Origin of the sequence: Catenovulum maritimum, from assembly GCF_001050375.1 — a bacterium.
GTDB classification, from domain to species: Bacteria; Pseudomonadota; Gammaproteobacteria; order Enterobacterales; family Alteromonadaceae; genus Catenovulum; species Catenovulum maritimum.
On sequence record NZ_KQ130491.1, the window covers coordinates 59,639 to 84,885 of the forward strand.

Annotated in this window: 28 protein-coding genes; 18 read left to right on the forward strand and 10 right to left on the reverse strand. The window is 38.5% G+C overall.

What is annotated here, in order from left to right:
- Positions 1-4: 4 nt before the first annotated feature.
- The 6 genes from lptB to XM47_RS11115 are packed head-to-tail and all read right to left on the reverse strand — an operon-like array spanning position 5 to position 4,265.
- On the reverse strand, positions 5-730 hold the full coding sequence (gene lptB, locus XM47_RS11090) for an LPS export ABC transporter ATP-binding protein (RefSeq protein WP_048692501.1): 726 nt from the start codon (positions 728-730) through the stop codon (positions 5-7).
- Complete coding sequence (lptA, locus tag XM47_RS11095; protein ID WP_048692503.1) at positions 731-1,246, reverse strand: lipopolysaccharide transport periplasmic protein LptA; 516 nt, start codon at positions 1,244-1,246, stop codon at positions 731-733. It abuts the gene before it with no gap.
- Positions 1,218-1,769: an LPS export ABC transporter periplasmic protein LptC gene (lptC, locus tag XM47_RS11100; RefSeq protein ID WP_048692505.1), complete on the reverse strand. Its 552-nt coding sequence runs from the start codon at positions 1,767-1,769 to the stop codon at positions 1,218-1,220. Before lptC ends, lptA begins: the two co-directional genes overlap by 29 nt.
- Complete coding sequence (gene kdsC / locus XM47_RS11105; protein WP_048692506.1) at positions 1,766-2,317, reverse strand: 3-deoxy-manno-octulosonate-8-phosphatase KdsC; 552 nt, start codon at positions 2,315-2,317, stop codon at positions 1,766-1,768. The genes lptC and kdsC overlap by 4 nt, the downstream gene beginning before the upstream one ends.
- Positions 2,314-3,288, reverse strand: a complete 975-nt coding sequence (locus XM47_RS11110) for a KpsF/GutQ family sugar-phosphate isomerase (RefSeq protein WP_048692508.1) — start codon at positions 3,286-3,288, stop codon at positions 2,314-2,316. The genes kdsC and XM47_RS11110 overlap by 4 nt, the downstream gene beginning before the upstream one ends.
- Positions 3,285-4,265: a calcium/sodium antiporter gene (locus tag XM47_RS11115; protein ID WP_048692509.1), complete on the reverse strand. Its 981-nt coding sequence runs from the start codon at positions 4,263-4,265 to the stop codon at positions 3,285-3,287. The genes XM47_RS11110 and XM47_RS11115 overlap by 4 nt, the downstream gene beginning before the upstream one ends.
- Positions 4,266-4,539: 274 nt before the next feature.
- Between XM47_RS11115 and XM47_RS11120 the strand changes: the two genes are divergently transcribed.
- From XM47_RS11120 to murA, 7 genes are read left to right on the forward strand one after another with little or no spacing between them, the layout of a single operon-like run.
- Entirely contained in the window at positions 4,540-5,352 is an 813-nt protein-coding gene (locus XM47_RS11120; protein WP_048692510.1) for an ATP-binding cassette domain-containing protein, read from the forward strand.
- Entirely contained in the window at positions 5,346-6,125 is a 780-nt protein-coding gene (gene mlaE, locus XM47_RS11125) for a lipid asymmetry maintenance ABC transporter permease subunit MlaE (RefSeq protein WP_048692511.1), read from the forward strand. Before XM47_RS11120 ends, mlaE begins: the two co-directional genes overlap by 7 nt.
- 6 nt (positions 6,126-6,131) lie before the next feature.
- Positions 6,132-6,602, forward strand: coding sequence for an outer membrane lipid asymmetry maintenance protein MlaD (gene mlaD, locus XM47_RS11130; RefSeq protein WP_048692512.1), 471 nt, complete (start codon positions 6,132-6,134; stop codon positions 6,600-6,602).
- Between the two features lie 15 nt (positions 6,603-6,617).
- Complete coding sequence (locus tag XM47_RS11135; protein WP_048692513.1) at positions 6,618-7,280, forward strand: MlaC/ttg2D family ABC transporter substrate-binding protein; 663 nt, start codon at positions 6,618-6,620, stop codon at positions 7,278-7,280.
- The gene (locus XM47_RS11140) at positions 7,281-7,574 is read left to right on the forward strand and encodes an STAS domain-containing protein (RefSeq protein WP_048692514.1); all 294 of its coding nucleotides are present in this window, start codon (positions 7,281-7,283) and stop codon (positions 7,572-7,574) included. It abuts the gene before it with no gap.
- A 3-nt stretch (positions 7,575-7,577) separates the two neighbouring features.
- On the forward strand, positions 7,578-7,832 hold the full coding sequence (locus tag XM47_RS11145; protein ID WP_048692515.1) for a BolA family protein: 255 nt from the start codon (positions 7,578-7,580) through the stop codon (positions 7,830-7,832).
- A 20-nt stretch (positions 7,833-7,852) separates the two neighbouring features.
- Complete coding sequence (gene murA, locus XM47_RS11150; RefSeq protein ID WP_048692516.1) at positions 7,853-9,115, forward strand: UDP-N-acetylglucosamine 1-carboxyvinyltransferase; 1,263 nt, start codon at positions 7,853-7,855, stop codon at positions 9,113-9,115.
- Positions 9,116-9,189: 74 nt separating this feature from the next.
- On the opposite strand, the gene XM47_RS11155 is transcribed toward murA, so the two are convergent.
- The 3 genes from XM47_RS11155 to XM47_RS11165 all read right to left on the reverse strand — a co-directional run bounded on the left by XM47_RS11155 (position 9,190) and on the right by XM47_RS11165 (position 12,273).
- Positions 9,190-10,290: a trypsin-like peptidase domain-containing protein gene (locus XM47_RS11155; RefSeq protein WP_048692518.1), complete on the reverse strand. Its 1,101-nt coding sequence runs from the start codon at positions 10,288-10,290 to the stop codon at positions 9,190-9,192.
- Between the two features lie 84 nt (positions 10,291-10,374).
- A complete protein-coding gene (locus XM47_RS11160; RefSeq protein ID WP_149865500.1) occupies positions 10,375-11,748 on the reverse strand; it encodes a DegQ family serine endoprotease in 1,374 nt (457 codons plus the stop codon).
- Between the two features lie 90 nt (positions 11,749-11,838).
- A complete protein-coding gene (locus XM47_RS11165; RefSeq protein ID WP_048692522.1) occupies positions 11,839-12,273 on the reverse strand; it encodes a ZapG family protein in 435 nt (144 codons plus the stop codon).
- A 110-nt stretch (positions 12,274-12,383) separates the two neighbouring features.
- Between XM47_RS11165 and zapE the strand changes: the two genes are divergently transcribed.
- The 8 genes from zapE to XM47_RS11205 all read left to right on the forward strand — a co-directional run bounded on the left by zapE (position 12,384) and on the right by XM47_RS11205 (position 18,765).
- Positions 12,384-13,487, forward strand: coding sequence for a cell division protein ZapE (gene zapE, locus XM47_RS11170; RefSeq protein WP_048692524.1), 1,104 nt, complete (start codon positions 12,384-12,386; stop codon positions 13,485-13,487).
- A gap of 178 nt (positions 13,488-13,665) precedes the next feature.
- Positions 13,666-14,094 carry a 50S ribosomal protein L13 gene (rplM, locus tag XM47_RS11175; RefSeq protein WP_048692525.1) on the forward strand — a complete coding sequence of 143 codons (429 nt, stop codon included), beginning with the start codon at positions 13,666-13,668 and terminating at the stop codon, positions 14,092-14,094.
- Positions 14,095-14,105: 11 nt separating this feature from the next.
- A complete protein-coding gene (rpsI, locus tag XM47_RS11180; RefSeq protein ID WP_048692527.1) occupies positions 14,106-14,498 on the forward strand; it encodes a 30S ribosomal protein S9 in 393 nt (130 codons plus the stop codon).
- Positions 14,499-14,879: 381 nt separating this feature from the next.
- Positions 14,880-15,470 (forward strand): ubiquinol-cytochrome c reductase iron-sulfur subunit, encoded by a 591-nt coding sequence (petA, locus tag XM47_RS11185; RefSeq protein WP_048692529.1) that lies wholly within the window; start codon positions 14,880-14,882, stop codon positions 15,468-15,470.
- A 2-nt stretch (positions 15,471-15,472) separates the two neighbouring features.
- On the forward strand, positions 15,473-16,741 hold the full coding sequence (locus tag XM47_RS11190; RefSeq protein ID WP_048692531.1) for a cytochrome b: 1,269 nt from the start codon (positions 15,473-15,475) through the stop codon (positions 16,739-16,741).
- On the forward strand, positions 16,738-17,478 hold the full coding sequence (locus XM47_RS11195; protein WP_048692532.1) for a cytochrome c1: 741 nt from the start codon (positions 16,738-16,740) through the stop codon (positions 17,476-17,478). Before XM47_RS11190 ends, XM47_RS11195 begins: the two co-directional genes overlap by 4 nt.
- Before the next feature lie 211 nt (positions 17,479-17,689).
- On the forward strand, positions 17,690-18,322 hold the full coding sequence (gene sspA, locus XM47_RS11200) for a stringent starvation protein SspA (RefSeq protein WP_048692533.1): 633 nt from the start codon (positions 17,690-17,692) through the stop codon (positions 18,320-18,322).
- Between the two features lie 17 nt (positions 18,323-18,339).
- Positions 18,340-18,765: a ClpXP protease specificity-enhancing factor gene (locus XM47_RS11205; RefSeq protein ID WP_216595986.1), complete on the forward strand. Its 426-nt coding sequence runs from the start codon at positions 18,340-18,342 to the stop codon at positions 18,763-18,765.
- Between the two features lie 241 nt (positions 18,766-19,006).
- Here XM47_RS11205 and XM47_RS11210 read toward each other — a convergent pair whose 3' ends face one another.
- A complete protein-coding gene (locus tag XM47_RS11210; protein WP_048692537.1) occupies positions 19,007-19,357 on the reverse strand; it encodes an HIT domain-containing protein in 351 nt (116 codons plus the stop codon).
- A gap of 168 nt (positions 19,358-19,525) precedes the next feature.
- Between XM47_RS11210 and gorA the strand changes: the two genes are divergently transcribed.
- The 3 genes from gorA to XM47_RS11225 all read left to right on the forward strand — a co-directional run bounded on the left by gorA (position 19,526) and on the right by XM47_RS11225 (position 25,029).
- Positions 19,526-20,872 (forward strand): glutathione-disulfide reductase, encoded by a 1,347-nt coding sequence (gene gorA, locus XM47_RS11215; RefSeq protein ID WP_048692538.1) that lies wholly within the window; start codon positions 19,526-19,528, stop codon positions 20,870-20,872.
- Positions 20,873-21,366: 494 nt separating this feature from the next.
- A complete protein-coding gene (locus tag XM47_RS11220) occupies positions 21,367-23,139 on the forward strand; it encodes a GH39 family glycosyl hydrolase (RefSeq protein ID WP_149865501.1) in 1,773 nt (590 codons plus the stop codon).
- Positions 23,140-23,451: 312 nt separating this feature from the next.
- The gene (locus XM47_RS11225) at positions 23,452-25,029 is read left to right on the forward strand and encodes a BNR-4 repeat-containing protein (RefSeq protein WP_053084548.1); all 1,578 of its coding nucleotides are present in this window, start codon (positions 23,452-23,454) and stop codon (positions 25,027-25,029) included.
- Positions 25,030-25,247 lie beyond the last annotated feature (218 nt).

Here is a 25,247-nt window from a genome sequence, read left to right on the forward strand (position 1 = left end):
ATCGTTATAATTTAAATTGTTCGCCCAAGTACACGTCGCGTACTTGCTGGTTGTTTAAAACTTCATCTGGTGTGCCGGAGGCAATAAGTTGCCCTTGACTTACTATATACGCTTTTTCGCAGACATCCAAAGTTTCTCTTACATTATGATCGGTAATTAATACACCTAGCCCTCTATTTTTAAGATGAGTGATGATTCTTTTGATATCAATAACAGATATCGGGTCAACACCAGCAAAGGGTTCATCTAGTAAGATAAATTTAGGGTCTGCAGCCAGCGCCCTAGCAATTTCAACCCGACGTCTTTCACCACCCGAGAGCGCCATACCTAAGCTATCTTTGATATGCTGGATATGAAACTCGTCTAATAGCTCGTTTAGCTTGTCATGTCTTTGTTGATTATTTAAATCAGTCCTCATTTCAAGAATCGAGAAAATATTTTGAGTGACTGTTAATTTTCTAAAAATAGAAGACTCTTGAGGTAAATATCCAACACCAGCGCGAGCTCTCTCGTGCATAGGGTAATAGCTTATATCAGTGTCATCCAGTTGGATTTGACCTGCATCATTTTCAACTAAACCAACTATCATATAAAAGGTTGTCGTTTTACCTGCACCGTTTGGGCCGAGTAAACCGACAATACTGCCAGATTCAACTTCTAATGAGACACTTTTAACAACTTGGCGTTTTTTATACGATTTAGCTAAATTTTTGGCTATTAACTTAGGCATTTATTGTTCGCTTTTAGGGGTTAATACGGTTCTAACTTTATTCCCAGACTGCTTGTTCGATGAAGCAACTAGTTTTTGCTTAGTTAAGTCATACTCTATTTTATCACCATTCACTAAGCTATCTTTTTGCGTGATTTTAGCTTCGCCTTTTAGCGTAAGGAGCTTTTCTGCAACTAAATATCGAATTTCTAAAGCTTGTGCTGTTAGAACTTCACCAGATTCGAGCGTCTGTGTGTATAACGCCGGCTGTCCTGTCGCGATTAGCAATTCTTGCTGATTATTTTCGGACTCATTTTTAATTACCTCAAGTTTATCCGCAGTCATTTTTAAGCTGCCTTGAGATATTTCAACTTTGCCGAGGAAAGTTAGAGTATTATTTTTTAAATCTAATTTTTGCTGATTAGCATCTATTATGATGTTTTTGCCAAAGTCGGTTTCTAGGCTGTAAGCAAATTGGCTAAAGCAAAAGCATAAAACTAGGGTTAAATTAATTGACCAAATATTTCGTCTGTACATTATCCGTGAACTCAAATTCTTGTGTGTTTAAATTGGCTTTAAGACCCTTTCCGGTAAATTCAATTGCTTTACCTGAGCCTGTTATTTGGGTGTCGGTAGATAAAACACGGGTGTTTAGATTCATGTTTATCTGATCCATTTCGATTTGGTTTAGCCAGTTATTTTTTGTGACAGACTCGACCTTAACATCACCCACTAATTCTAAATATAAGTTGTCGTGGACACTACTTTCTTTTGCACTAATCATCCAGTTTGAATCTTTGTTTGAACCAAATAAAGTATAACTGGGCTGCTTAATAAATGTGAATTCAAGCTCTTCATAGTGTTCAAAATTTTCGGCTGTTAGTTTAGTTTTTATTTGTCCATCTGTGGTAAATATCGTTTGGCTTAGACCTTCAATTTGATAATCCGGCGCGTAAGCACTTTGGCTTTCTGTTTTGCTGATTTTTTCACTATCCCAATTTTGCCATAGTTTATAACTAATAAAGCAAATAACGAATATTGAAAATATCAGCCGACTCATACACTCATACCTTGAGCTGAGCTTAAGATACCGCGGGTTTCTAGCATGATATCGCAGACTTCTCTAACGGCACCAAAACCACCTTTGCACCTAGTTTGATAATCAGATGTTTGCAATATTATAGGGTGCGAATCAGCAACGCCAATCGCTAAACCAACACGTTGCATTACTGTATAGTCTGGCATATCGTCACCAATATAAGCGACTTGGCTATCTGTTAGTTGAAGCTCAGACAACAGTTTCTCGTAGGCAAGTATTTTATCTTCTTGGCCTTGATAAATGTGCTGAATCCCTAAGCTCTGCATACGTGTTTCGACAATTTTAGATTTTCTGCCAGTGATAACTGCAACCTGAATATCGGCATTGATTATGGCTTTGATACCAAACCCATCTCTAGTATGAAATGCTTTTAGTTCTTCACCTTGGTTACCTAGGTAAATTCGACCATCACTAAACACGCCATCGATATCGCAAATGAGCAACTTAGTTTGTTTAAATTTGTCAGCTACAGGATGAGCGACAGGTCCGTAAATTGAATTAAATATCATAGTATTTTTGCATTTAAGAGGTCATGCATATTGATTGCACCGACCGGTTGTTGGTTTTTGTCCAAGACCACTAAAGCATTTATTTTTTTGCTTTCCATTAACTGTAATGCTTCAGCTGCCAATAGGTTGGGCTCAATAGTGGTTGCACCTTTCGTCATAACGGCTTTGATTTCGGTGTCATGAATATCAACTTTTTTTGTCAGTACTCGGCGTAAGTCACCATCAGTGAAAATGCCCACTAAAGTATTATTGTCATCAACGACACTAACGAAACCCATACCTTTATTTGATATTTCAATTAAGGTATCAGCAATGTTTGCTGTTTGTTGGATAATTGGTACCTTGTCTCCCGCATGCATTAAGTCGGATACTTTTAGGAGTAATTTTCTACCTAAATTACCCAAAGGGTGTGACACTGCAAAATCTTGAGCGCTAAATTTTCTTGCTTCTAATAATGACACCGCAATTGCATCCCCCATAACTAAGGCTGCGGTTGTGCTCGCTGTCGGAGCTAAGCCAAGTGGGCAAGCTTCTTTATCAACAGCGACTTTAATATGGATATCACTATATTGAGCTATATTGGATTCTGGGTTGCTGGTGATAGAAATGAGCTTGGCACCGATGCGTTTTATAACTGGTACTATAGTTAGTATTTCTGTACTTTCCCCAGAATTGGATAAGGTTAGAATGATATCCTGCTCGCTAATCATGCCTAAGTCGCCATGGCAAGCTTCAGCTGGATGCACAAAAAATGCCGGAGAACCAGTGCTGGCTAAAGTCGCAGCTATTTTTCTACCTATATGACCTGATTTTCCGATCCCGATAACAACTATTTTTCCAGTGCAGTTTAATAATAACTGACAAGCTTGATTAAACGAGGCATCTAAACTCTCGTTTAATTTTTCTACGGCTTGAATCTCGGTCGCAAATACTTTTTTTGCGGACAGAGTAAAATCTACACTTTGTGTCATGCCGATGTAGCCATTCCAAATAATAAATACTGGTACGCGATAAAGCTAAATAATAAAACGCCGCCTTCTACCCGATTAATGCTTCTTGGGCCTTTAATACCAATTGCCATTAAAATGAGTAAAACCGTCACACCTAGCATAATCCAGCTATCTCTTGTGACTGCTGATGGGTCGATAGCGCCAGGTGCAATTAATGCTGGGATACATAAAACCGCTAAGGCATTGAATATATTTGAGCCAACTATGCTACCAAGTGCTAAATCATCTTCATTTTTCAGAATACCCGCGATTGATGCTGCTAATTCGGGTAAAGATGTACCAATCGCAATTATGGTTAAACCGATAATGAGATCACTTAAACCGAAAAATTTAGCAATTTCTACCGCTGAACCAACTAAAAATTCAGAGCTAATGAGTAATAATGCTAAACCGACTACCAACCACATAATTGCCTTAGAAGTCGCTACACCTTCGGGTACATCGTCTGAGACTTCTTCATCGAATAAATCTTTCTCACCCGATTTAGCTTTAGCGACTGAAGAAACCGTTAAATAGCCGATGGTTAACACAAATAAAACCAACAAAGCTATGCCTTCCCAGCGTTCAAAATTAAGGTCATATAAGAAAAATACTGCAACGGAGGAGGTTGCTAAAATGATAGGTAACTCTCTACGAATGGTCATTGAACCAACGAGCATAGGTTTTAATAATGCGGTAAAGCCTAAAACTAGGGTGATGTTTGTAATGTTTGAACCAATAACATTGCCAATCGCTGTGTCTATTTTGCCATCAATTGATGCAGTCGCTGCAACCATCATTTCAGGGGCTGAAGAACCCATAGCGACAATAGTTAAGCCGATTATTAAAGGGGACAATCCCAGATTTCTAGCGAAAGCCGCTGCACCAAATACAAATTTGTCTGCGCTCCATACAAGGGTAGCTAAGCTGACAAGGAGAATCAGGAGTTGTTCTAACATGTTATCCCTATTACTGAAAATTATTATTGGGTTTGTCTGGTCATTATACTCAATCGACTTGAATATGCGAGTAAAGCGATAGTCTGTTTAAGCAATAATTAGTTGTTTGCGTAGTGAATCAAAATTTTATTAATTTAAAGCTGCAAATTAGTGCACAAATTGAACTTTTCTTGTTTTCAATTGTAAATAGAGAAGTAAATTTGTCTTTTTCCGAGGATGGATTCTGATAGAATATATTATTACTCGCTTTAGGGTAGCTTTTTAGGGAATTGTAATGTCATCTGAAGCATTTATAAAAATAGAAAATGTGACTTTTTCGCGTTCAGGCCGAACTATTTATGAAAATCTCTCTCTAGATATTCCAAAAGGAAAAGTGGTCGCTATTATGGGGCCTAGTGGAATTGGGAAAACAACCTTATTAAGGTTGATTGCTGGTCAGTTAATGCCTGATGCCGGTGATGTTGTGTTTAATGGGCTTTCTATTCCTAAGCTAAAGAGAAGTCAGCTATACGAAGCAAGAAAAAAAATGAGCATGCTGTTTCAGAGCGGCGCGCTATTTACCGAAATGTCAGTGTTTGATAACGTCGCTTTTCCGATTCGAGAACACTGTAAATTACCTGACGATATAATCGAAAGCATGGTATTAATGAAGCTTAATTCAGTCGGTCTAAGGGGCGCTGCTCATTTAATGCCGAGTGAATTGTCTGGCGGTATGGCGAGAAGAGCTGCGCTAGCTAGATCAATCGCTTTAGATCCAGAACTCATCATGTACGATGAACCTTTTGTTGGACAAGACCCTATTTCAATGGGGGTTTTACTTAGGTTGATTCGTAATTTAAATGATGCTCTTGGACTAACTTCAGTCATAGTTTCGCATGATTTAGCTGAAGTTATGAGTATTGCTGATTATGCCTATATTATTGCAAATAAAACGGTAATTGGTGCGGGAACGCCTGCTCAATTAGCTAAGGATGATTCACCCCTGGTACATCAATTTATGTCAGGAGAAGCGGATGGGCCAGTTCCTTTTCATTTTCCTGCCGAAACCATTTCAGACTGTATGACTAAGGTATTTAAATCATGTTAGACGCGCTTGCCCGTCTAGGGAAAAATGGAATTTCATTTATATCAACCGTTGGACGCGCCGGACTTATGTTGTTTAATGCGTTGTGGAGCATGCCCAATGTAAATAAAAATGCACCACTATTAGTTAAGCAGTTATATGTTGTTGGTGTTTTGTCTGGAGCTATTATCCTTGTGAGCGGCTTGTTTATTGGGATGGTTTTAGCGCTCCAAGGTTATACTATTTTAGTTGGTTATGGCGCTGAAAATAGTTTAGGCCCTATGGTTGCGCTTTCTCTACTCAGAGAGTTAGGCCCTGTGGTAACTGCTTTGTTATTTGCTGGTAGAGCTGGTTCAGCTCTAACGGCTGAAATTGGTTTAATGAAAGCAACAGAACAATTAACTAGCATGGAAATGATGGCTGTTGATCCGCTTAGAAGGGTTATTGCACCAAGGTTTTGGGCGGGTTTTATTAGTATGCCTATTCTTGCTTTTATTTTTAGTGCAGTCGGGATTTTTGGTGGATATTTAGTCGGCGTTGAATGGCTAGGTGTCGATAGTGGAAATTTCTGGAGCGTAATGCAGGCTTCAGTTGATTTTAATAAGGATATTATGAACGGATTTGTTAAAAGCGTTGTTTTTGCAATTGTGGTGACTTGGATTGCTATTTTTAGAGGTTACGATTGTGTCCCAACGTCAGAAGGTATTAGCCAAGCGACAACTCAAACTGTGGTTCACTCGTCGTTAGCTGTACTAGGTTTAGATTTTATTTTAACCGCATTAATGTTTGGAGAATAATGCACAATGAATAACCGAAAAATAGAAATTTTAGTCGGAGCTTTTATTGCAGTGGGAATTGCTGCAATTCTATTTTTAGCCTTAAAAGTTGCTAATAGTGGCTCAATGACAAGTGGTGAAACATACCAGCTATTGGCTAAGTTTGATAACATTGGTGGCTTAAAAGTTCGTTCTCCAGTTAAAGTGGGTGGTGTTGTTGTTGGCCGAGTCTCTGCAATTCAATTGCACCCTCAAGAGTATATTCCAGTCGTAACTATGGATATTTCAGTGGATTATCCTAATTTCCCAGATACCAGCACACTAAGTATTTTGACTGCGGGTTTATTGGGGGAGCAATTTTTAGGATTAGAGCCTGGATTTATGATGGAAGGAATCGAAACCTTGGGTGATGGTGACTATATCCAAGATACAAAATCAGCATTGGTGCTTGAAGAGTTAATAGGCCAATTTTTATTTAGTCAAAGCGACGAAGATTAAGACAGGTTTCCCCTAATGAAAAAAATACTAACCTCATTATTTGCATGTTTTGCATTACTTAGTTTCACATTTGGTGCGCAAGCTGACACAAATGCTCAGTTTAAGAATGATGACCCTTATGAGCTATTTAGGCTGGTTACCGAAAAAGCATTTCAACGTTTCAAGCAAGATTGGCCTAAAGTGGAGCAAGACCCTGAATTACTAAAAGTCATTATCAGAGAAGAGTTGTTACCCTATATAGATTACGAATATGCGTCATTTAAAGTATTAGGCAAGCACACGCGAGGCCCATCTAGAGATGAGTTAATGAAGTTTGTTGATGCATTTCGTGATTATATCGTAACTGTTTATGCTCAATTATTTATTAATTACCGAAGTGAACAAACGATTATTGTTGAGCCATCAAATAGTAAAGAATTAGATAAAATAGTGGTCGTGAAAAGCAAAATAGTTGAACCTGGTCGACCAGATATTGCAGTTACTTTTAAGCTGATCAATCGTGGTAAAGGTTGGCAGGCATTTGATATGGAAGCTGAAGGCATTTCTGTATTAAGCACTAAACGTAAAGAAATTGGCGATGCTATTTCTAGAATTGGCTTTAAAGCCGTTATTAACGACTTGATAGAGAAAGCCGATAAAAAATTAAACTTTAAATCAGATGATAAGAATGTGTCATAAATGATTAAGTTAGAGGAAAAACAAAACAATCATCATTTTTGGCAGCTTAATGGTGAGTTAACTCGTTTTGATGATTTATCTAAATTTCCAGAGCTGCCTTGCCCTGACCAAGCGCAAGTAGATGTTTCTCTAGCCGATGTAACCAAAATTGATACGGCTGGATTAGCTTATTTATTAAAGTTGAAAATCACCTTAGCGGACAAAGGAATTTTAATTCGTTATTTTAATGGCTCGGATAGCTTTATAAACCTTGCTAAATTATGTGGCGTGGATGAATTATTAGGTATTAATTAAATTATGAATTTAGATGAAATAAAGTCTCTATTAGCGGAAGCTATTGAGCACGAAGAGTTAACAGTTGAGCATGAAGACAACTATTACCTAGCAATCACAATCGTTTCGCCTTTGTTTGAAGGTTTACGCTCAGTTAAACGTCAACAAATGGTATACCAACCTCTAAATGCTATGATTGCTGATGGTACAATCCATGCTGTAAAAATTAAGGCTTTTACCGCTGAAGAGTGGCGCATGCATAAAAAACTTAACTTTTAATCGATTAGGAATCTAGCTGGATGGATAAATTTGTAGTATCAGGTGGTGTTCCTTTATCAGGTGATGTCATTATTTCAGGTGCAAAAAATGCGGCTTTGCCTATTTTATTTGCATCTATACTCACCGCGGAAAAGTTTGAGTTAACAAATGTACCAAATTTGCATGACATTAAAACCACATTAGGTTTGTTAGCCGAGTTAGGAATTACATCTGAAAAAACTTCAGAAGGCTATATATTGTCTGCAAGTGCTATCACTTCAACCACTGCGCCTTACGAGCAAGTCAGAAAAATGCGGGCTTCTATTCTCGCTTTGGGTCCGTTAGTTGCGCGTTGTGGTGAAGCTAAAGTTTCCCTGCCAGGCGGCTGCGCTATAGGTGCTAGACCAGTTAATTTACATATTAATGGTTTACAGCAAATGGGTGCTGATGTCACAGTTGAGCATGGTTATATTGTTGCGACAACACATGGCAAAAAGCTCCAAGGTGCGCACATCATTTTCGATACAGTTACCGTAACTGGCACTGAAAATTTATTGATGGCAGCTGTATTGGCAGAAGGTCAAACCATACTTGAAAATGCAGCCAGAGAGCCAGAAGTAATCGACTTAGCCAATTGTTTAATTGCAATGGGCGCTAAAATTTCAGGCGTTGGTTCAGATACTTTAGTCATAGATGGCGTTGAATTTCTACACGCCTGCAAGCATTCCATTTTGCCTGATAGAATTGAAACCGGCACATTTTTAGTTGCTGCTGCCGTTACAGGTGGGCAAGTTCGTTGTTTAAACACCTCAGCTAAATTACTAGAAGCAGTGATTAAAAAGCTGCAAGATGCGGGTGCAGCAATAGAAATTACCGAAGATTCAATTAGTTTAGATATGAGAGGTCGCAAACTGAAAGCAGTTAATGTTAAAACTGCACCTCATCCGGCTTTCCCAACCGATATGCAAGCTCAGTTTACGGTATTGAACTGCGTAGCAGAAGGTACGGGTACTATCCATGAAACTATTTTTGAAAATCGTTTTATGCATGTACCAGAACTTCATCGTATGGGCGCTGATATCGAACTGGAAGGGCATTCAGCAATTGTCCGTGGCGTTAAAACTTTAACCGGTGCGGAAGTTATGGCTACTGATTTAAGAGCTTCTGCTTGTCTTGTTATTGCGGGCTTGTTTGCTGATGATGAAACAAGTGTTAATCGTATTTACCATCTCGACCGAGGGTATGAACAGCTTGAAGTTAAGTTGTCTAAACTTGGCGCGAATGTGAAACGAGTTTCAGCTTAACGCATAAGCTTGAAGTAAACAAAGTTGCAGAATTAGATAAAAAGGCCGTTTAGGCCTTTTTTAATACCTGAAAATTAATTTGTGTGTAATAAAAATTGATTCGGTAATTCGAGAACTGTTACCGTCAGTGTCTTTCTTGCACCATTTCTAATAATAGTCACTGGCATTTTTACCCCAGGCTTGGTTTCAGCAATTAAATCGAGCGTTTTAGTCCGTCCACTGACCATTTCGCCATCAATCTCTATAATGATGTCATTTATTTTAAATCCAGCTTGATCCGCAGGTCCGCCTGGTTCAACCATAGTGACGACGATAACAGGGGCAAGAGCACCATTTTTTGATTGAATATGTATTTCCTTACCTGAAATACCTAAATAACCTCGAACGACTCTACCGTCGGTCACTATTTTATTTAAAATGGTTAACGCGAGCTTAGCTGGAACCGCGAAGAAAATGCCTTGGGCTTGGTTATTCCTTCTTGCTGATGCATAGTTGAAAGAATTAATTCCAACTAAAAAACCATCGCTGTCGACTAGTGCTCCACCTGAATTGCCGTCATTAATTGCAGCGTCCATTTGGATAAAGTCAGCATAGTTTGAGCTTAAACCAGAACGTCCGGTCGCACTCACAATGCCTTGGGTTATAGTTTGACCTAGGTTGTATGGATTCCCAATCGCCAGTACTAAATCTCCAGCTTGTGAAGTTAAATTTGGATCGATTGGGGCGACAGGTAGATTTTCATTTTGTACATATAAAACGGCTAAATCTGTATAGGGGTCACTTCCGATTAGCTGAGCTTCGAATTGCCGTCCATCTTGTAATGCGACTAGGATTTGCTCTGCATTTTTGACAACATGCTCAGCAGTTAAAATATAGCCATGAGAAGAGACAATTACACCCGAACCTAAAGTTCGAATTGCTCTTTTCCGATTATAAAACCTTTGGTCAATTTCAAAGCCTTGGGTATAGATGTTTACAACAGCAGGTGCAGCACGAGCGACTGCCTGAGCAAATGAAATCGGTTTTCTGTGTTTGATTTCATTGGCAAACATACTTTGCCACAGCTTGTTATTTTCCCTTATATCAGGAAACAAGCTGAACAAAATAACCACAATAATGAGCGTCATGGCTAAAGTATTAATAATAAATTGCAAGTAACTAGCTGGTTTGCTCATAGTTATGTTTATTTTAGGTTAGATAATACAAAACCAGCATAGCGCTGGTTTTGTATTAAGGGGTTAATATTGAGTGAGCTAAACTTAACGTATAACTAAGTAAAGCTGGCTTCTGCCTCTAACAATATTCAAAGCAATGATATTGTCTTGGTTATCGTCAAATTTATCTCTCAGCTCAGCTAGGTTTGTCACTCTTTGGCGATTAACACCTATAATAACATCTCCCTCCTCTAAACCAATCGAAGTCGCAGGTGTTCTTGCATCTATTGATTTAACAATGACACCTTTTTGGTTATCTTGGGTTTCACCATTGGCTAATTTAGCACCTTGAAGTGCAGGGTGAATGTTTTCCGCAATCACATTCGCACCTTCAGATTCTCTAAGTTTGACTTTTATCGTCATCGACTCGCCATCACGGATAATACCTAACTTAACCGTATTACCTGCGCCTATAGTGCCAATTTTTGCTCTTAGCTCGTGGAAAGACGTTACTTTCTTATCGTTAATGCTAATGATAGCGTCACCTGGTTTTATCCCAGCTTCTTCTGCAGCTGTATCTTCGAATACCTGTCTAACAATCGCGCCTTGCGAAGTTGATAAGCCAAATGCCTTTGCTAATCCTGCATCTATATTGTCGCCAGAAATACCAAGTACACCACGCTTAATTTCACCAAATTCAACGATTTGGTCGACCAAGTTTTTCATCATATTGGAAGGAATAGCAAAACCAATACCGACGTTACCGCCTGCAGGGCCTAAAATAGCAGTGTTAATACCGATTAACTCACCATTAAAATTAACTAAAGCACCACCTGAGTTACCACTGTTAATTGCCGCGTCTGTTTGAATAAAGTTTTCGTAATTTTCTATGCCTAATCCGCTGCGGCCTAATGCACTGATAATGCCTGAAGTTACTGTTTGGCCTATTGCAAATGGGTTACCAATCGCAATGGCAAAGTCTCCAACTCTCAATTTATCCGAGTCAGCTAAAGGTAAAGCGGTTAGGTTATCTGCTTCTATTTGCAATAAAGCGATATCACTATCTGCATCTGAACCTAACTTTTTCGCTTCAAATTGACGACCATCTTTTAGCGTGATCATGATTTTATCTGTATCAGCTATTACATGGTGGTTGGTGACTATGTAGCCCTTATCTGCGTCAATGATGACACCTGAACCAGCCGTTCTAAAAGGTTTTTCTTGGACATGCCCTTGACCACGTTGGCCAAAAAAGTGTCTGAATAGTTCAGGTACATTCTGTTGTTCTTTTTTCACTCCAGCAGCAGCTATATTAATAACGGCCGGTGTTGCCTTTTCTAGCATTGGCGCAAGTGTTGGCGTTGACTCTTTGTCACTATTACCAAACCAAGGTAAAGCTGCAAATGAATTAGCAGAGGCTAAAGTTAAGCATGCTGTTACAACAGATATTTTCGCAAGACGAGTTAGCTTCACATGAATCTCCTAAAATATAAGGCTAATAATTAGATATTTTAAATTGCTATCTAAATACCAAGTTAAAGACTTTGTATTTTAAAAAAAGTTCGTAATTTATTTATTACTGGATTCAAATAACCCCATTTTATCGGCTGAGTAATCTAATGGTTTTTCATCATTAATCGTTTTATGGGATTTAATTCTATCTTTATCTGATTCATTATTTTGTTGTAGTAAATCAGAAACTTCAGCACTGAAATAAGGAATGTACTCTTTATGTTCTTTTTGAACTTCAGTCAATTTATTGAATTGTTGTTGAGACTCAGTCGCAGCTGCTTGAGCTTGCTGAGCAATGGATTGCATTGCGTTATTAACCGACTGCAAATATTGGTCAACATCTTGTTTAAAGTTTTGTTGGGCAGCTATGTGCTGTTCTAGTTGCTCCGTTAGCTGTTTGTTCTCACTATTTGAATTACCTAATACCTTGGTTAATCCAAAGCCAACGAGTGCGCCAACAACAAATATGCCTAAACCAATAACCCATTCCATAAAACTACCTCTTATATTTATATTTTATCCACCAGTTTAAATTCATGGGGATAGTGTTTTTTACTAACCTTTGGTATCTTTTGTACATTAATTCTATAAATGTACCCTAGATGACTACGCCTTTTATTCTATATCAACAAGACTTATCTGCGAATAAATTAGTCCCAGATCCAGCACAAGAAAATGCAATCAGAAAGCTAGATAATTTACATCAAAACTTGGTTAATAGTTCAACCGTTCAGCAAAACTGGTTAGTTAAGTTTAAATATTTGTTTTCTCAAGCCAAAAATCAAGCTCCAACAGGACTTTATTTTTGGGGCGGAGTTGGTCGAGGCAAAACATATATGATGGACTTGTTTTATCATAGCCTACCATTTGACAATAAAATGCGAATTCATTTTCATCGTTTTATGCATAGAGTGCATGATGAGCTCAAACATTATACTGGCGAAATTAACCCGTTAGAAAAAGTTGCTGATAAATTAGCTCAAGAAACGAAAGTGATTTGTTTCGATGAGTTTTTTGTTTCAGATATTACAGATGCCATGCTACTGGGTGGATTAATTCATGCACTATTTGAGCGAGGCATCGTATTGGTCGCCACGTCAAACATTGAGCCAAGTGGTTTATATAAAAATGGTTTGCAACGCGCTAGATTCATTCCTGCAATTACCGCGATTGAAAATAATTGCGAAGTCGTCAATGTGGATAGCGGCATCGATTACAGGCTCCGTACTTTGACTCAGGCTGAAATTTTTCATTTTCCAGCGGATAAAGAAGCTGATGAAAATTTAATTAGCTACTTTAATCAACTCGCTAGTTCAGAAGATATTGAACAAAATATCTCGATTGAAATTGAAAATCGTATGATACCGGTAAGGTATATGACCGAAGGTGTGATCTTAATTGAGTTTGATGCTTTGTGTAATGGACCTCGAAGCCAAAGTGATTATATTGAGATCAGCCGTTGTTATCATTCGGTTTTAGTCAGTAATGTATATCAAATGGGAGCAGGCAAAGATGACGTTGCAAGACGCTTTATAGCTATGGTTGATGAGTTTTATGAGCGCAAGGTCAAGTTAATCATCTCATCCGAGATCGCGATGGAAAAACTCTATACAGATGGTTTGCTTAACTTTGAATTTAAGCGTTGTTTAAGCCGCTTACAAGAGATGCAATCTCATGATTACCTAGCAGAGCCACACCTAGCTTAAATTTATTTGATTTTACAGGTGATCTTTTGCTCAACGTCCTATATAATGCGCGTCCCCACCCGATGTAGGCTTTATTTATAAGGCCATTGTTAGATTCTCGAAGGGGTTTTTAGCATAAACAAGGGGAGGCTAAAAAGCCTCTAAAACGTGGAATTTTTGTAATTTAGGTTATTTTAAAATGAAAACTTTCTCTGCTAAGCCTGAGTCTGTTAAGCGCGATTGGTATGTTGTTGACGCTGACGGTAAAACTTTAGGCCGTATCGCAACTGAAATCGCTAGCCGTTTACGTGGTAAGCACAAGCCAGAATATACTCCTCATGTAGATACTGGTGACTACATCATCGTTATCAATGCTGAAAAAGTAGCGGTAACTGGTGCTAAACGTACTGATAAAATGTATTACGCTCACACTGGTTTCCCAGGTGGTTTAAAATCAATTACTTTTGATAAGTTACTTGATAAAAAACCAGAGATGATCATCGAAAAAGCTGTTAAAGGTATGCTTCCAAAAGGTCCTTTAGGCCGTGAAATGTACCGTAAACTTAAAGTTTACGCAGGTACTGAACATAATCATCAAGCGCAACAGCCGCAAGTTCTGGACATCTAGGGGAAATCACAATGGCAGATTCACAATACTATGGTACTGGTCGTCGTAAAAGCTCTACAGCTCGTGTTTTCTTGAAAGCAGGTAGCGGCAACATTACTATCAACAAGCGTTCTTTAGAAGAATTCTTTGGTCGTCCAACAGCTCGTATGGTTGTTAAACAACCTTTAGAGTTAGTTGAAATGACAGAAAAGTTTGACTTAAACATCACTGTTTCTGGTGGTGGTATTACTGGTCAAGCTGGCGCAATCCGTCACGGCATCACTCGTGCATTGATGGAATTTGACGAAACTTTACGTCCAGCACTACGTGCAGCGGGTTATGTTACTCGTGATGCTCGTCAAGTTGAACGTAAGAAAGTTGGTCTTAAGAAAGCTCGTAAGAAACCACAATTCTCAAAACGTTAATTCGTTTTTTCAGAATTGCAAAAACCCGGTTTTACCGGGTTTTTTTTTACTTACATTTTATTTTGGATAACAAAATAGCAAATGCAGTAGTCAGGCTCTTTTATTGCAAATATCCCCATTTTGATTGAATTTATAGCAAAAATAGAGAGGAAACTTTGAGTTCTGATCTAAATCAAAATTTTATCGACGAAAATTCAATGTTTTTCGGGGTTTTACGTGGCAGTCATTGGGTTTTTTTATTATCATTCGCTATATTTTTACCTTGTGCCAAATTTTGCTTACTTTAAAGTAAGAAATGTTAGCTAAAGCGTTAACTTTTTTACTTTAGAACTGAGTTATTTTGGTTACCCAATTTTAAAGTCTAGTCTCGGAGAAGATTGAATGAGTAATGCGCCTGTTGATAACGGTCGCCGTCGCTTCTTAACCGTCGCAACTTCGGTTGTCGGTGGTGTGGGTGCTGTCGGAGCAGCTGTACCTTTCATCGCGTCCTGGAATCCTAGTGCAAAAGCTAAAGCAGCTGGTGCACCTGTAGAAGTGAACATTAGTAAACTTGAACCAGGCCAAATGTTACGTGTTGAGTGGCGAGGAAAACCTGTGTGGGTTGTCCAGCGTACACCTGAAATGTTAGAAGAACTAACAACACATGACGACAAATTAAGAGATGCAAATTCAGAAGTTGAACAACAACCTGAATATGCGCAAAATAAATATCGTTCGATTAAACCTGAAGTGTTTCTTGCGGTTGGTATTTGTACTCACTTAGGTTGTTCGCCTCAGTATTTACCAGACTCTTTTTCTGCGCAAGTTGAAGGGGTTCCTTCTGGATTTTTCTGCCCTTGTCATGGCTCTAAATTTGATATGGCAGGTCGAGTTTTCCAAAGTGTACCAGCGCCAACAAACTTAGTTATCCCTCCACATAAATACTTAGACGAGAACACAATTCTTGTCGGTGATGATTCGGGAGCTGCTTAATCATGTTTAAGAATTTATTAGATTGGATCGAATATCGAATCCCTATGATGCGTGTTGCAAATATGCACGCACTACAATACCCAGCACCAAAAAACATGAACTTCTGGTATGTTTTTGGTTTCCTTGCAACTATCGTATTAGTTAACCAAATCCTAACGGGTATCTGGTTAACCATGAACTATGTACCAAGTGCAGACGGCGCTTTTGCTTCTGTTGAGTACATAATGCGTGATGTTGATTACGGTTGGTTGCTAAGATATATGCATTCAACAGGTGCTTCTGCATTCTTCGTTGTTGTTTATCTGCATATGTTCCGTGGCATGATGTATGGTTCATATCAAAAACCTCGTGAATTGCTTTGGTTATTTGGTATGTTCATCTACTTAGCGCTAATGGCAGAGGCTTTCATGGGTTACTTATTACCTTGGGGACAAATGTCTTACTGGGGTGCACAAGTAATTATCTCACTTTTCGGTGCAATTCCGGTTATTGGTGATGATTTAACTTTATGGATTCGTGGTGACTATGTTATCTCGGGTGCAACCCTAAACAGATTCTTTGCATTGCATGTAATCGCATTGCCATTGGTTATTGTTATTTTGGTTTTCTTACACATAGTTGCTTTACATGAAGTCGGCTCTAACAACCCACAAGGTATTGATGTTAAACACCCTAAAGGTTCGTTAAAAGAAGAAGAAAAGACTAAGTTTAAGATCCATGAATACTATACATCTAAGAAAGATATCATAGATGACGTTGTGCCTTTCTTCCCGCACATAGTGTTAAAAGACCTTGTTGCTTTCAGCTTGTTCTGCATGGGTTGTTCGTATGTTATTTTCTTCAACCCTGAAGTAGGTGGTTTATTCTTAGAAGGTCCAAACTTTGAGCCGGCTAACCCACTTAAAACACCTGAGCATATTGCGCCAGTTTGGTACTTCACACCTTTCTACGCAATTTTACGTGCAGTTCCAGATAAGTTGTTAGGTGTACTGACAATGTTTGGTGCAATTGTAATGCTTGCGTTATTACCATGGTTAGACCGTTGTAAAGTTCGTTCTGTTAAATACCGTAGCGGCCTACATAAAATTAACTTAGCTGTATTTGCTGTTGTATTCGTATTGTTAGGTTGGTTAGGCTTAAAGCCAGCTACACCTACATTTACGCTAATGTCACAAATCTCGACAGTTTTATACTTTGGCTTCTTTGGTTTCTTATGGCTTTATAGTAAGAACGAACAAACTAAACCATTACCAGCGAGAATTACAAAATGAAGAAATTACTGATCGCATTAGTTGCTTTATTACCTAGTTTAGCTACGGCTGCAGGTGGTGGTTTTCAGTATCCGTTAGAAGAAGTAAAGATTGATCTTAAGGATCAACCTTCACTTCAACGTGGTGCTGCGTTATTCATGAACTACTGCTTAGGTTGTCACCAAATGCAGTACCAAAGATATCAGCGTACAGCTGAAGATTTAGGCATTCCATTAGATCTTGCAAAAGATAACTTAATTTTCTCTGACCAAAAAATTGGTGAGAAAATTACAAATGCTATGCCAGTTGCTGATGCAGCATCTTTCTTTGGTAAACAGCCACCAGATTTAACTATGGTTGCTCGAGTTCGTAACCCAGACTGGATCTACACATATTTAAAAACTTTCTATGTTGACGAAAAGAAAACATTTAAAGTAAATAATGCTGTATTTAAAGATGTTGGTATGCCACATGTTCTTGAAGGCCTACAAGGTACTCAAGAAGCTGAGATGGTGTACGATACAGTAGATGGTGAGAAAACTTTAGTCGGTATTAAACTAACTCAAAAAGAGCCTGGTACTTTAACACCAGCTGAATATGACCAAGCAATCACAGATTTGGTTAACTTTTTAGAATATGTTGGTGAGCCTTCTAAATTAGAATCTCACAAAATAGGTACTTGGGTATTGGTGTTCTTAGCCGTATTCTTCGTATTTATTTTCTTACTGAAGAAAGAATACTGGCGCGACGTACATTAATTTGTACTGAACGCTGAGTGTTTTTACTAATGGGGGCTATGCCCCCATTTGCTGTATTTAGCGAATAATAAATAACTGACGTAATTGAGTTGATTTGTTATTCTAGTTGCCTAACTTGGGCTTAAAACAATCTGAATAAGGTGTTTTAGTTGAAGAATAGGTTACTTATTGTTTTGGTTTAATACCAAATTTTTGTTAGTTGGAGGAATTCATGGCTGTAGCTGCCAATAAGCGTTCGATAATGATGTTATATGCAGATGAAACATCGTTACAGAGTCATCAAGTACGTATTGTTTTAGCGGAAAAAGGAATTAGCGTAGAAATCAAATACGTGGATCCAAACAACAAACCTGAAGAATTGTGGGAATTAAACCCATATGGTTCAATCCCAACTTTATTAGATCGTGAGCTAGTACTTTATCAAGCTGACATCATTATGGAATACTTAGATGAGCGTTTTCCTCATCCACCACTAATGCCTGTTTACCCAGTTGCACGTGGTTCAAGCCGTTTAATGATGCATAGAATTAAAACTGACTGGTACAAATTAGTTACTCAAATCGAATCTGGCACAGCAGAAGAATGTACAGCTGCACGTGCAGAGCTACGTGAAGGTATTTTAGCTATCGCGCCTATTTTTGCAGAAACACCATTCTTTATGAGTGAAGAGTTCAGCTTAGTAGACTGTGTACTTGCACCTTTATTATGGCGTTTACCTAAATTAGGTATTGAGTTAATTGGCCAGGGCAGTAAAGAAGTAAAAGAATACATGAATCGTGTATTTGAACGTGAATCTTTCCAAGCTTCTTTAACTGACGAAGAAAGAGAAATGCGAATTCGCTAAGCGATTTTAATATGACTATGACTTCTTCAAAGCCTTACTTAATCCGTGCCATGTTTGATTGGATAATGGATAACGCCTGTACGCCTTACATCTTGGTTGATGCCACTTTTCCAGGTGTACAAGTACCATTTGAATATGTAAAAGATGGGCAAATAGTATTAAATATTGCGACGGGTGCGACGGGTAATTTATCGCTAGGCGACACTGAAATCGAGTTTAATGCACGCTTTGGTGGCACACCAAGACACTTAATTGTTCCGCTTGCCGCAGTATTATTTATCTATGCTAAGGAAAACGGCGAAGGCATGCCATTTGCGCCAGAGCCAAAACCTGAAATAACCCAACCAGAACCTATTGTTTCTGAAGTTGTTGATGGTAACAAGGACAAAGAAGACAAGCCTAAAAAATCGGCTAAAGTAAGTCACTTAAAGGTGATTAAATAAAGCTTCAATATTTTTAATCACTTAATAAAAAAGCCGCTATTGCGGCTTTTTTTCTTCTGTATTTTAGCTCTATAATGCCAATCCATCCTAATTATTGCTCAATTTTACGGGTTAAAAAGCACGTAAACTGCGTTATGAATTTTGCTATTAGTTTACTAGTTGCGGCAACTCATGCCTTGTTAGCGCACTTTTTTCTACGTAAAATATAGATCAACAATTTAGGTGAACTGGTATAACGATTCTATTGACTAACTATTGGCCCTAAAGGTTTACCAGCTAACATGTGTAAGTGGATATGGAATACAACCTGACCTGCATGTTTATTACAGTTCATTAAAACCCGATAGCCATCTTCAGCAAATCCATGCTCGGCTGCTAATTTAGCGGCAACCGTATATAAATGACCGACGACTTCTCTGTCTTCTGCTTGAATATCATTAATTGTCGCTATGCGTTTTTTTGGGATAATTAAGCAATGAAAAGGAGCTTGAGGCGCTATATCTTTAAACGCGAGCGATATTTCATCTTCATATAAAATATCAGCCGGAATTTCTTTATTAATAATTTTATCGAAAATTGTTTCGTTACTCATGCTACACCTGTCCATTCGTATTCAATCGATTAAGTTAATCGGAATAATTAATTTGGTTTAAATGAAATATTTATCTAAGATTTAGGTACTTAATATTCAGCAACTTAGCATTCAAAGCTAGAATATAAGTTCTGAGTATAATCAGTTAACAACAAAACGGGAACATACATGACTCAACATTTTGATTTTCTTGCTATCGGTGGTGGTAGCGGCGGCATCGCGAGTGCCAACAGAGCAGCTAAATTAGGTAAAAAAGCCGCAGTAATCGAAGCAAAATATGTGGGCGGTACCTGTGTCAACGTTGGCTGCGTACCTAAAAAAGCCATGTGGTATGCCGGACAAATTGCAGATGCAATTAAATACGGTGAAGACTACGGCTTTGACACTCAAGTTCAGCAGCTTGACTGGCAAAGATTAGTTGATAACCGTAATGCTTACATTTCTAGAATTCATGCATCCTACCAAAGAGGCTTCGACAACAATGGGGTGACTATCATTAATGGTTTTGCCAAATTTGTTGATGCTAAAACCGTAGAAGTAAATGGCGAAAAAATCACAGCCGACCACATAGTGATAGCAACAGGCGGTAGACCAGCTGTACCATCTTTGCCTGGTGCAGAGTATGGTATTACCTCTGACGGCTTCTTTGAATTAACCGAACAACCTAAAAAAGTAGCTGTGGTTGGTGCGGGTTATATTGCTGTTGAGTTAGCTGGTGTATTCCATGCGTTAGGAACTGATACTCATTTAGTGATTCGTAAAGATAAACCGTTAAGAGAGTTTGATACCTTATTAACTGACACTCTTGTTGAATGTATTGAAGCTGATGGGCCTAAGTTACATACACATTCGACACCGAGCGAAATTACTAAAGATTCCGCGGGTAAATTAACTCTAAAATTTGAATCGGGTGAACAAATTTCAGATTTAGATGAAGTGGTATGGGCAATTGGTCGAGCGCCAGCAACCGATACTATCAATATCGAAAAAACAGGGATTAAACTAGATGAGCGTGGTTTTATCCCAACAGATGAATTCCAAAACACAGCTGTAGCTGGCATTTACGCCGTTGGAGATAACACAGGTCGTGCAGCGCTAACGCCAGTTGCAGTCGCAGCAGGCAGAAGACTTTGTGAACGTTTATTTAACGGTAAAACTAATCTTAAATTAGACTACGACAATATAGCGACTGTTGTGTTTAGTCACCCGCCAATTGGTACGGTTGGCTTAACAGAGGCACAAGCAAGAGCGCAATATGGTGATGAAGTTAAAATATACCAATCACAATTTACGGCCTTATACCAAGCTATGACCAAACATAGACAACCAACCAGAATGAAATTGGTGTGTGTTGGCAAAGAAGAAAAAATTGTTGGAATACACTCAATTGGCTTTGGCTCGGATGAACTACTACAAGGCTTTGCTGTCGCCTTAAAAATGGGCGCCACCAAAGCAGATTTTGATGATACGGTGGCTATTCACCCAACCAGCGCCGAAGAATTTGTTACCATGTAGATCAAACTCTGAGAAAGTTAAACTTTAATCAAAAGTTTTAGTTTGTTGGGGGCTCGCCTTGGCCTCCAACAATTAGAGCCTATCGATATCACACCCCATAATGGTTTGGTGTAAAGCCAGGCAACCATGTCCATCACATAATATTGAGTTGGTCCAAGCTCCACGTTTCAATCCAAACACTCCTCATTCCAAGAAAAATGTCTCCCTAGAATAAAGTTTTAAGTCTTTGTTAATAATTACAATGCTTTAGCTTAATTATTATCTTGAGTTCAGGTTAATTTAAAATCAAAGCTTGTTATGTTGATTGGCGTTTTATGTAGAAATATTATTGTTTTTTCTTAAATAGGGTAGCAATTTCACTAGGTCGGAACCTTATCTTTAATGAGTTTATTGTATTTTTGATGTGTAGCAGGTTAAAGCTTGTGGCATATGAAACAAGATATTACTTACGAACAAATAAAAAGAGCCCAATATAAAATTGAGAAACCATTAATATGAAAATGAAATTAATATATATGATGCTATGCGTTTCGTCCGTGCTTGGTTTATCCGCTTGCTCTGTTGATACTATTGACTTAAAAGCACCACAAGAAACGGTAGACGAACCCGGTACAGGCAACGAGACCGACACGGGGAATGATATTCCACCATCGGATATTAGAGTTGAACTTGACCTAACAGATAGCCAAAACACGCTTGGTGAAATGCGTGATATGTGGCTTGTTGCAAATCGAATTTCGCCAACGACAGGCGGTAATGTCCGTCCTGGTTTAAAAATAAATACAGTTCGTATGATAGGTGGAATTAAGAAAAATGAAAATGGTGTCAATGTACCCGACTTAGAATTTGATACCGCTTTTTATGATGAAACACTGGGCGATTATGTTTATGATTTTTCTCCCTTAATTGATCGAATTAACAAAATTCGTAACCGTGGAACTGATATTCACCAAATCGTGTTAGACCAGCCACCATGGGCTTTCCAGCGAGGCTATACCTTTATACCTGAAGGGCAAAAAGATAATGTTAACTTTAGAGAAAATGAGCGAATCTCAATCTATGGCAACTCATTACCACCATATGATAAAGCGGAATATGCAGAGTATATTGAAGCCTTAATGACCAAGTTGATAGACGAATATGGTAAAGACGAGGTGAAAACCTGGCGCTTTAGAGTTGGCTCTGAAATAGAAACACCAGATCACTGGTTTGGCACAGAGGCTGATTTTGTCGAACATTTTGCCAATACAGAAGGTGCTGTTCGTAAGGTATTACCAGAAGCTATTTTTGGGGTGCATACTCGACCACCTTCATTTATTTATAAAAGCGGAACAGTGACTAATTATAAAAGCGAAGTCATCAAGTCGTTTGCTAATGCCATCATTGAATATGCTGATCAGAACAATATCCGCATCGACTTTTGGGGTATATCAGATTATCCAATTATTACCTCGGAAAAAACCAGACATCCAAAAGATAAATATGAAGAATTATTTGCACAATTAGTAGAGCATCCTAAATGGAAAGACTATACCGTATTAGATCTTGAAGAATTCTCAATCATTTCTAAAATCGGAAGCGGCTACTTAATAACTTCAGATACAGCGCAAGCTGACACATTATTGATAGCTATGACGGATGAGCTGCATAAAAAGGGGATTGACCAAATTTTCCAATGGGGACAAAGAAAAGCAGAGCATGAAGATTTTCGCACTAAAGCTTTAGCTGATATGGCTGGTAAAGTTCGCTATCCAGCTAGTCTAATCAGCACAGGCAATGCCAATCCTGATGACATTGGCGTTATCGTCGCGACTAACTCACCTCAAACAGACTTGGATATTTTATTATATAACTACAACCCAGCAGACCTAGAAGCAGAAAGCACGCCAGAAATTTTGACCTCAATAAAAATGGATGTGCCAGTGGGCAGCGTATTTTCATACCGTAAAAGATTGTTGAGCAAAGAAAATAAAAAATTCCAAGTCTTTATGGAAGAACCAGGCGCAGATGATTACCTAATTAAAAACAAAGGCAGTGGGTTTAATAAATACGGTAATGGCTCTGGTGGTGTTACTTCAAATGTTTTAACCGCTGAAGGTCAACTTGCTTTTGAACAATATGTATTTACTAACACAAGTGAATGGACAGACTGGCAACAAATTGTGACTGTTTCTGCTGGTAATGGCGAAGCCGGATCTGTAATGCATATCGAATCTAAATTGCCTTTATTTTCATATGAAAAAATCGAAGTCAAAAAACTTAACTAATACCGAGTTAGGTATTATTTCGATGAAAGCCTACACGAATTAAGCTTAAGTTTGATTAAAATACCGATCTGGAATTCAGATCGGTCTTATTCGATTTCACCCCCTGCTTAGGATTTAACCTCAAATATAAGCGGCCTATATGTCTAGCTAAAACTCACCTTTACAATTCTATCTTGCTAGAACAGCCATTATTTCGATAGTTTTTCCATTTTAGGGTATCAATTTTAGGGTTTAGAGCCTCTTCTTATATATGTCTGAAACCTGATTCAGCATAGCTATGCTTTAACATAAGCGAGATACAAGAGAACCTTTATGAAACTGGTTATTGATAACTATAAAAAAATACAACAAATGACTTTGTCCTTGATCGCAGCAAGTTTTTTAGTTTGGTTTAGTGGTAATAGCACTGCAGCTATTAAACTTGAACACGAAATTAAAGTGACAGATCAAGCCTTGTTTTTTGATGGCGTGAAAAAAAGCGTACCTCAAGCTAGAACCCAAGCTTATATCGAAGGGCAAAAATATAACTATGCCTACGGAAATGCGATAGCGCCTCATGGCGATGCGATTAAAGTTTATAAAAACTATGTATTTATGACATGGTATCGAGGGGGAATTTTAGATCGGCATGTCATGCTCACTCGCTATAATACTTTAACAGGGAAAAGCGTAACGATTGAATTTCCGCATCAACATACAGGATTTGAAGGGCGTTGGTGGGTTGGTGAAACTCATAACACGATTGCGGTGGCGATAAGCCCAAAAGATGAAACTATCCATCTACTTTATGATATGCACGCCTACCGAGAAAACACAGACACAGGTGGTAATGGCGACATCCGAAAAGACTATTTTCGTTATTCATACAGCCTTGCTGGGGCCGCTAGTGTCACGGATAACAATTTTACCTTAACGCAATTCGTAAAAGATACTAGTGTGAATAGTGAAGGCGCTACTGATTACAAACACCTGACCATGACAGGCATTGAAGACCATGGCCAATTTTCACGTTTAACTTATCCAACCTTTTTTACTAGCCATGATGGCGACTTATTTTTACACATGCGACAAGGTAGTTCGCACGATGGTCGTGTTGTATTTAACAAGTATCTAGCTGAACAGGGTAAATGGAGTCATTTTAAAAGCTTTAATGTATTGGGCGCTGGCAAAAAAGGCGAGATTAAGAATTGGAGCATCTACGGCAAAATGAAATATGCCGATGGCAAGATCCGAATTGGCTTTCAAAGACGTTTTAACTTACCCGATCGTTTTAGAGCGCAAGATGGGATGTTTTATGCGTACTCTGACGATCCGAGTGGTGAAACTCAGTGGAAAAACTATAAAGGTGAAGCAATCACAATGCCGCTAGTGAAAGCGGATGAAGCTTTAGTGATGAGACCCGGCGACTTATTACCGGATGCGACCGCTAAAGATCAAGTCAGTATTACTGGTGGTTTCGACTGGACGGTAACTGAGAATGGCGATTTGCACTTGATTGGTCAAACTAATGAGTGGGTAAATAAAAAGGTTATTAAAAAAGTTTATTCCCATACTTACCAAAAAGCTGGAGTTGGTGAATTAATAACGACGACTGATTTCCCACCCGCATCACAGCTGTATACCGCAGGCGAGAATATTTACATTATTGGTTTAGAGCAAGGCCGACCATTTGTTGAGCAAGCAAAAGGTGGCACCAATGATTTCACCCGTGTTTACTATGCACCAGTTGGTAGTCAATCTTTCCAGAAGGGGATAGTCCACATACATGACGGAAAATTATATTACTACCTGTTAGAAAAAGGCGGTGCAGGAGATAAGCGAACGACCTACTTACAAATCATTAATTTAGATATTGATTCTAAGTCATATTTCAAGAAAATCAAGCAATGAATAAGCATTTTAGGTTGGCGTAAATGGCGATTACTTGACTCAAAAATAATTCGAAACTGTCAGTTTGGCCGAGAAATATCTATAAGTGTTTACCAGTGTGTCGAAGAAAACCCCAGCTGGGGATTCATTACAAGCGCGTCAAGAATTAAGTAAATAGAGGTTAGCTGAGTCGTATTTGTTCTCTAAATCATGGCAAGTAAATCTATCTCTATTCGAAA

Coding starts and splice junctions, on each gene's coding strand:
- lptB (WP_048692501.1), bottom strand. CDS start 730: ATGCCTAAGTTAATAGCCAAAAATTTAGCTAAATCGTATAAAAAACGC.
- lptA (WP_048692503.1), bottom strand. CDS start 1,246: ATGTACAGACGAAATATTTGGTCAATTAATTTAACCCTAGTTTTATGC.
- lptC (WP_048692505.1), bottom strand. CDS start 1,769: ATGAGTCGGCTGATATTTTCAATATTCGTTATTTGCTTTATTAGTTAT.
- kdsC (WP_048692506.1), bottom strand. CDS start 2,317: ATGATATTTAATTCAATTTACGGACCTGTCGCTCATCCTGTAGCTGAC.
- XM47_RS11110 (WP_048692508.1), bottom strand. CDS start 3,288: ATGACACAAAGTGTAGATTTTACTCTGTCCGCAAAAAAAGTATTTGCG.
- XM47_RS11115 (WP_048692509.1), bottom strand. CDS start 4,265: ATGTTAGAACAACTCCTGATTCTCCTTGTCAGCTTAGCTACCCTTGTA.
- XM47_RS11120 (WP_048692510.1), top strand. CDS start 4,540: ATGTCATCTGAAGCATTTATAAAAATAGAAAATGTGACTTTTTCGCGT.
- mlaE (WP_048692511.1), top strand. CDS start 5,346: ATGTTAGACGCGCTTGCCCGTCTAGGGAAAAATGGAATTTCATTTATA.
- mlaD (WP_048692512.1), top strand. CDS start 6,132: ATGAATAACCGAAAAATAGAAATTTTAGTCGGAGCTTTTATTGCAGTG.
- XM47_RS11135 (WP_048692513.1), top strand. CDS start 6,618: ATGAAAAAAATACTAACCTCATTATTTGCATGTTTTGCATTACTTAGT.
- XM47_RS11140 (WP_048692514.1), top strand. CDS start 7,281: ATGATTAAGTTAGAGGAAAAACAAAACAATCATCATTTTTGGCAGCTT.
- XM47_RS11145 (WP_048692515.1), top strand. CDS start 7,578: ATGAATTTAGATGAAATAAAGTCTCTATTAGCGGAAGCTATTGAGCAC.
- murA (WP_048692516.1), top strand. CDS start 7,853: ATGGATAAATTTGTAGTATCAGGTGGTGTTCCTTTATCAGGTGATGTC.
- XM47_RS11155 (WP_048692518.1), bottom strand. CDS start 10,290: ATGAGCAAACCAGCTAGTTACTTGCAATTTATTATTAATACTTTAGCC.
- XM47_RS11165 (WP_048692522.1), bottom strand. CDS start 12,273: ATGGAATGGGTTATTGGTTTAGGCATATTTGTTGTTGGCGCACTCGTT.
- zapE (WP_048692524.1), top strand. CDS start 12,384: ATGACTACGCCTTTTATTCTATATCAACAAGACTTATCTGCGAATAAA.
- rplM (WP_048692525.1), top strand. CDS start 13,666: ATGAAAACTTTCTCTGCTAAGCCTGAGTCTGTTAAGCGCGATTGGTAT.
- rpsI (WP_048692527.1), top strand. CDS start 14,106: ATGGCAGATTCACAATACTATGGTACTGGTCGTCGTAAAAGCTCTACA.
- petA (WP_048692529.1), top strand. CDS start 14,880: ATGAGTAATGCGCCTGTTGATAACGGTCGCCGTCGCTTCTTAACCGTC.
- XM47_RS11190 (WP_048692531.1), top strand. CDS start 15,473: ATGTTTAAGAATTTATTAGATTGGATCGAATATCGAATCCCTATGATG.
- XM47_RS11195 (WP_048692532.1), top strand. CDS start 16,738: ATGAAGAAATTACTGATCGCATTAGTTGCTTTATTACCTAGTTTAGCT.
- sspA (WP_048692533.1), top strand. CDS start 17,690: ATGGCTGTAGCTGCCAATAAGCGTTCGATAATGATGTTATATGCAGAT.
- XM47_RS11205 (WP_216595986.1), top strand. CDS start 18,340: ATGACTTCTTCAAAGCCTTACTTAATCCGTGCCATGTTTGATTGGATA.
- XM47_RS11210 (WP_048692537.1), bottom strand. CDS start 19,357: ATGAGTAACGAAACAATTTTCGATAAAATTATTAATAAAGAAATTCCG.
- gorA (WP_048692538.1), top strand. CDS start 19,526: ATGACTCAACATTTTGATTTTCTTGCTATCGGTGGTGGTAGCGGCGGC.
- XM47_RS11220 (WP_149865501.1), top strand. CDS start 21,367: ATGAAAATGAAATTAATATATATGATGCTATGCGTTTCGTCCGTGCTT.
- XM47_RS11225 (WP_053084548.1), top strand. CDS start 23,452: ATGAAACTGGTTATTGATAACTATAAAAAAATACAACAAATGACTTTG.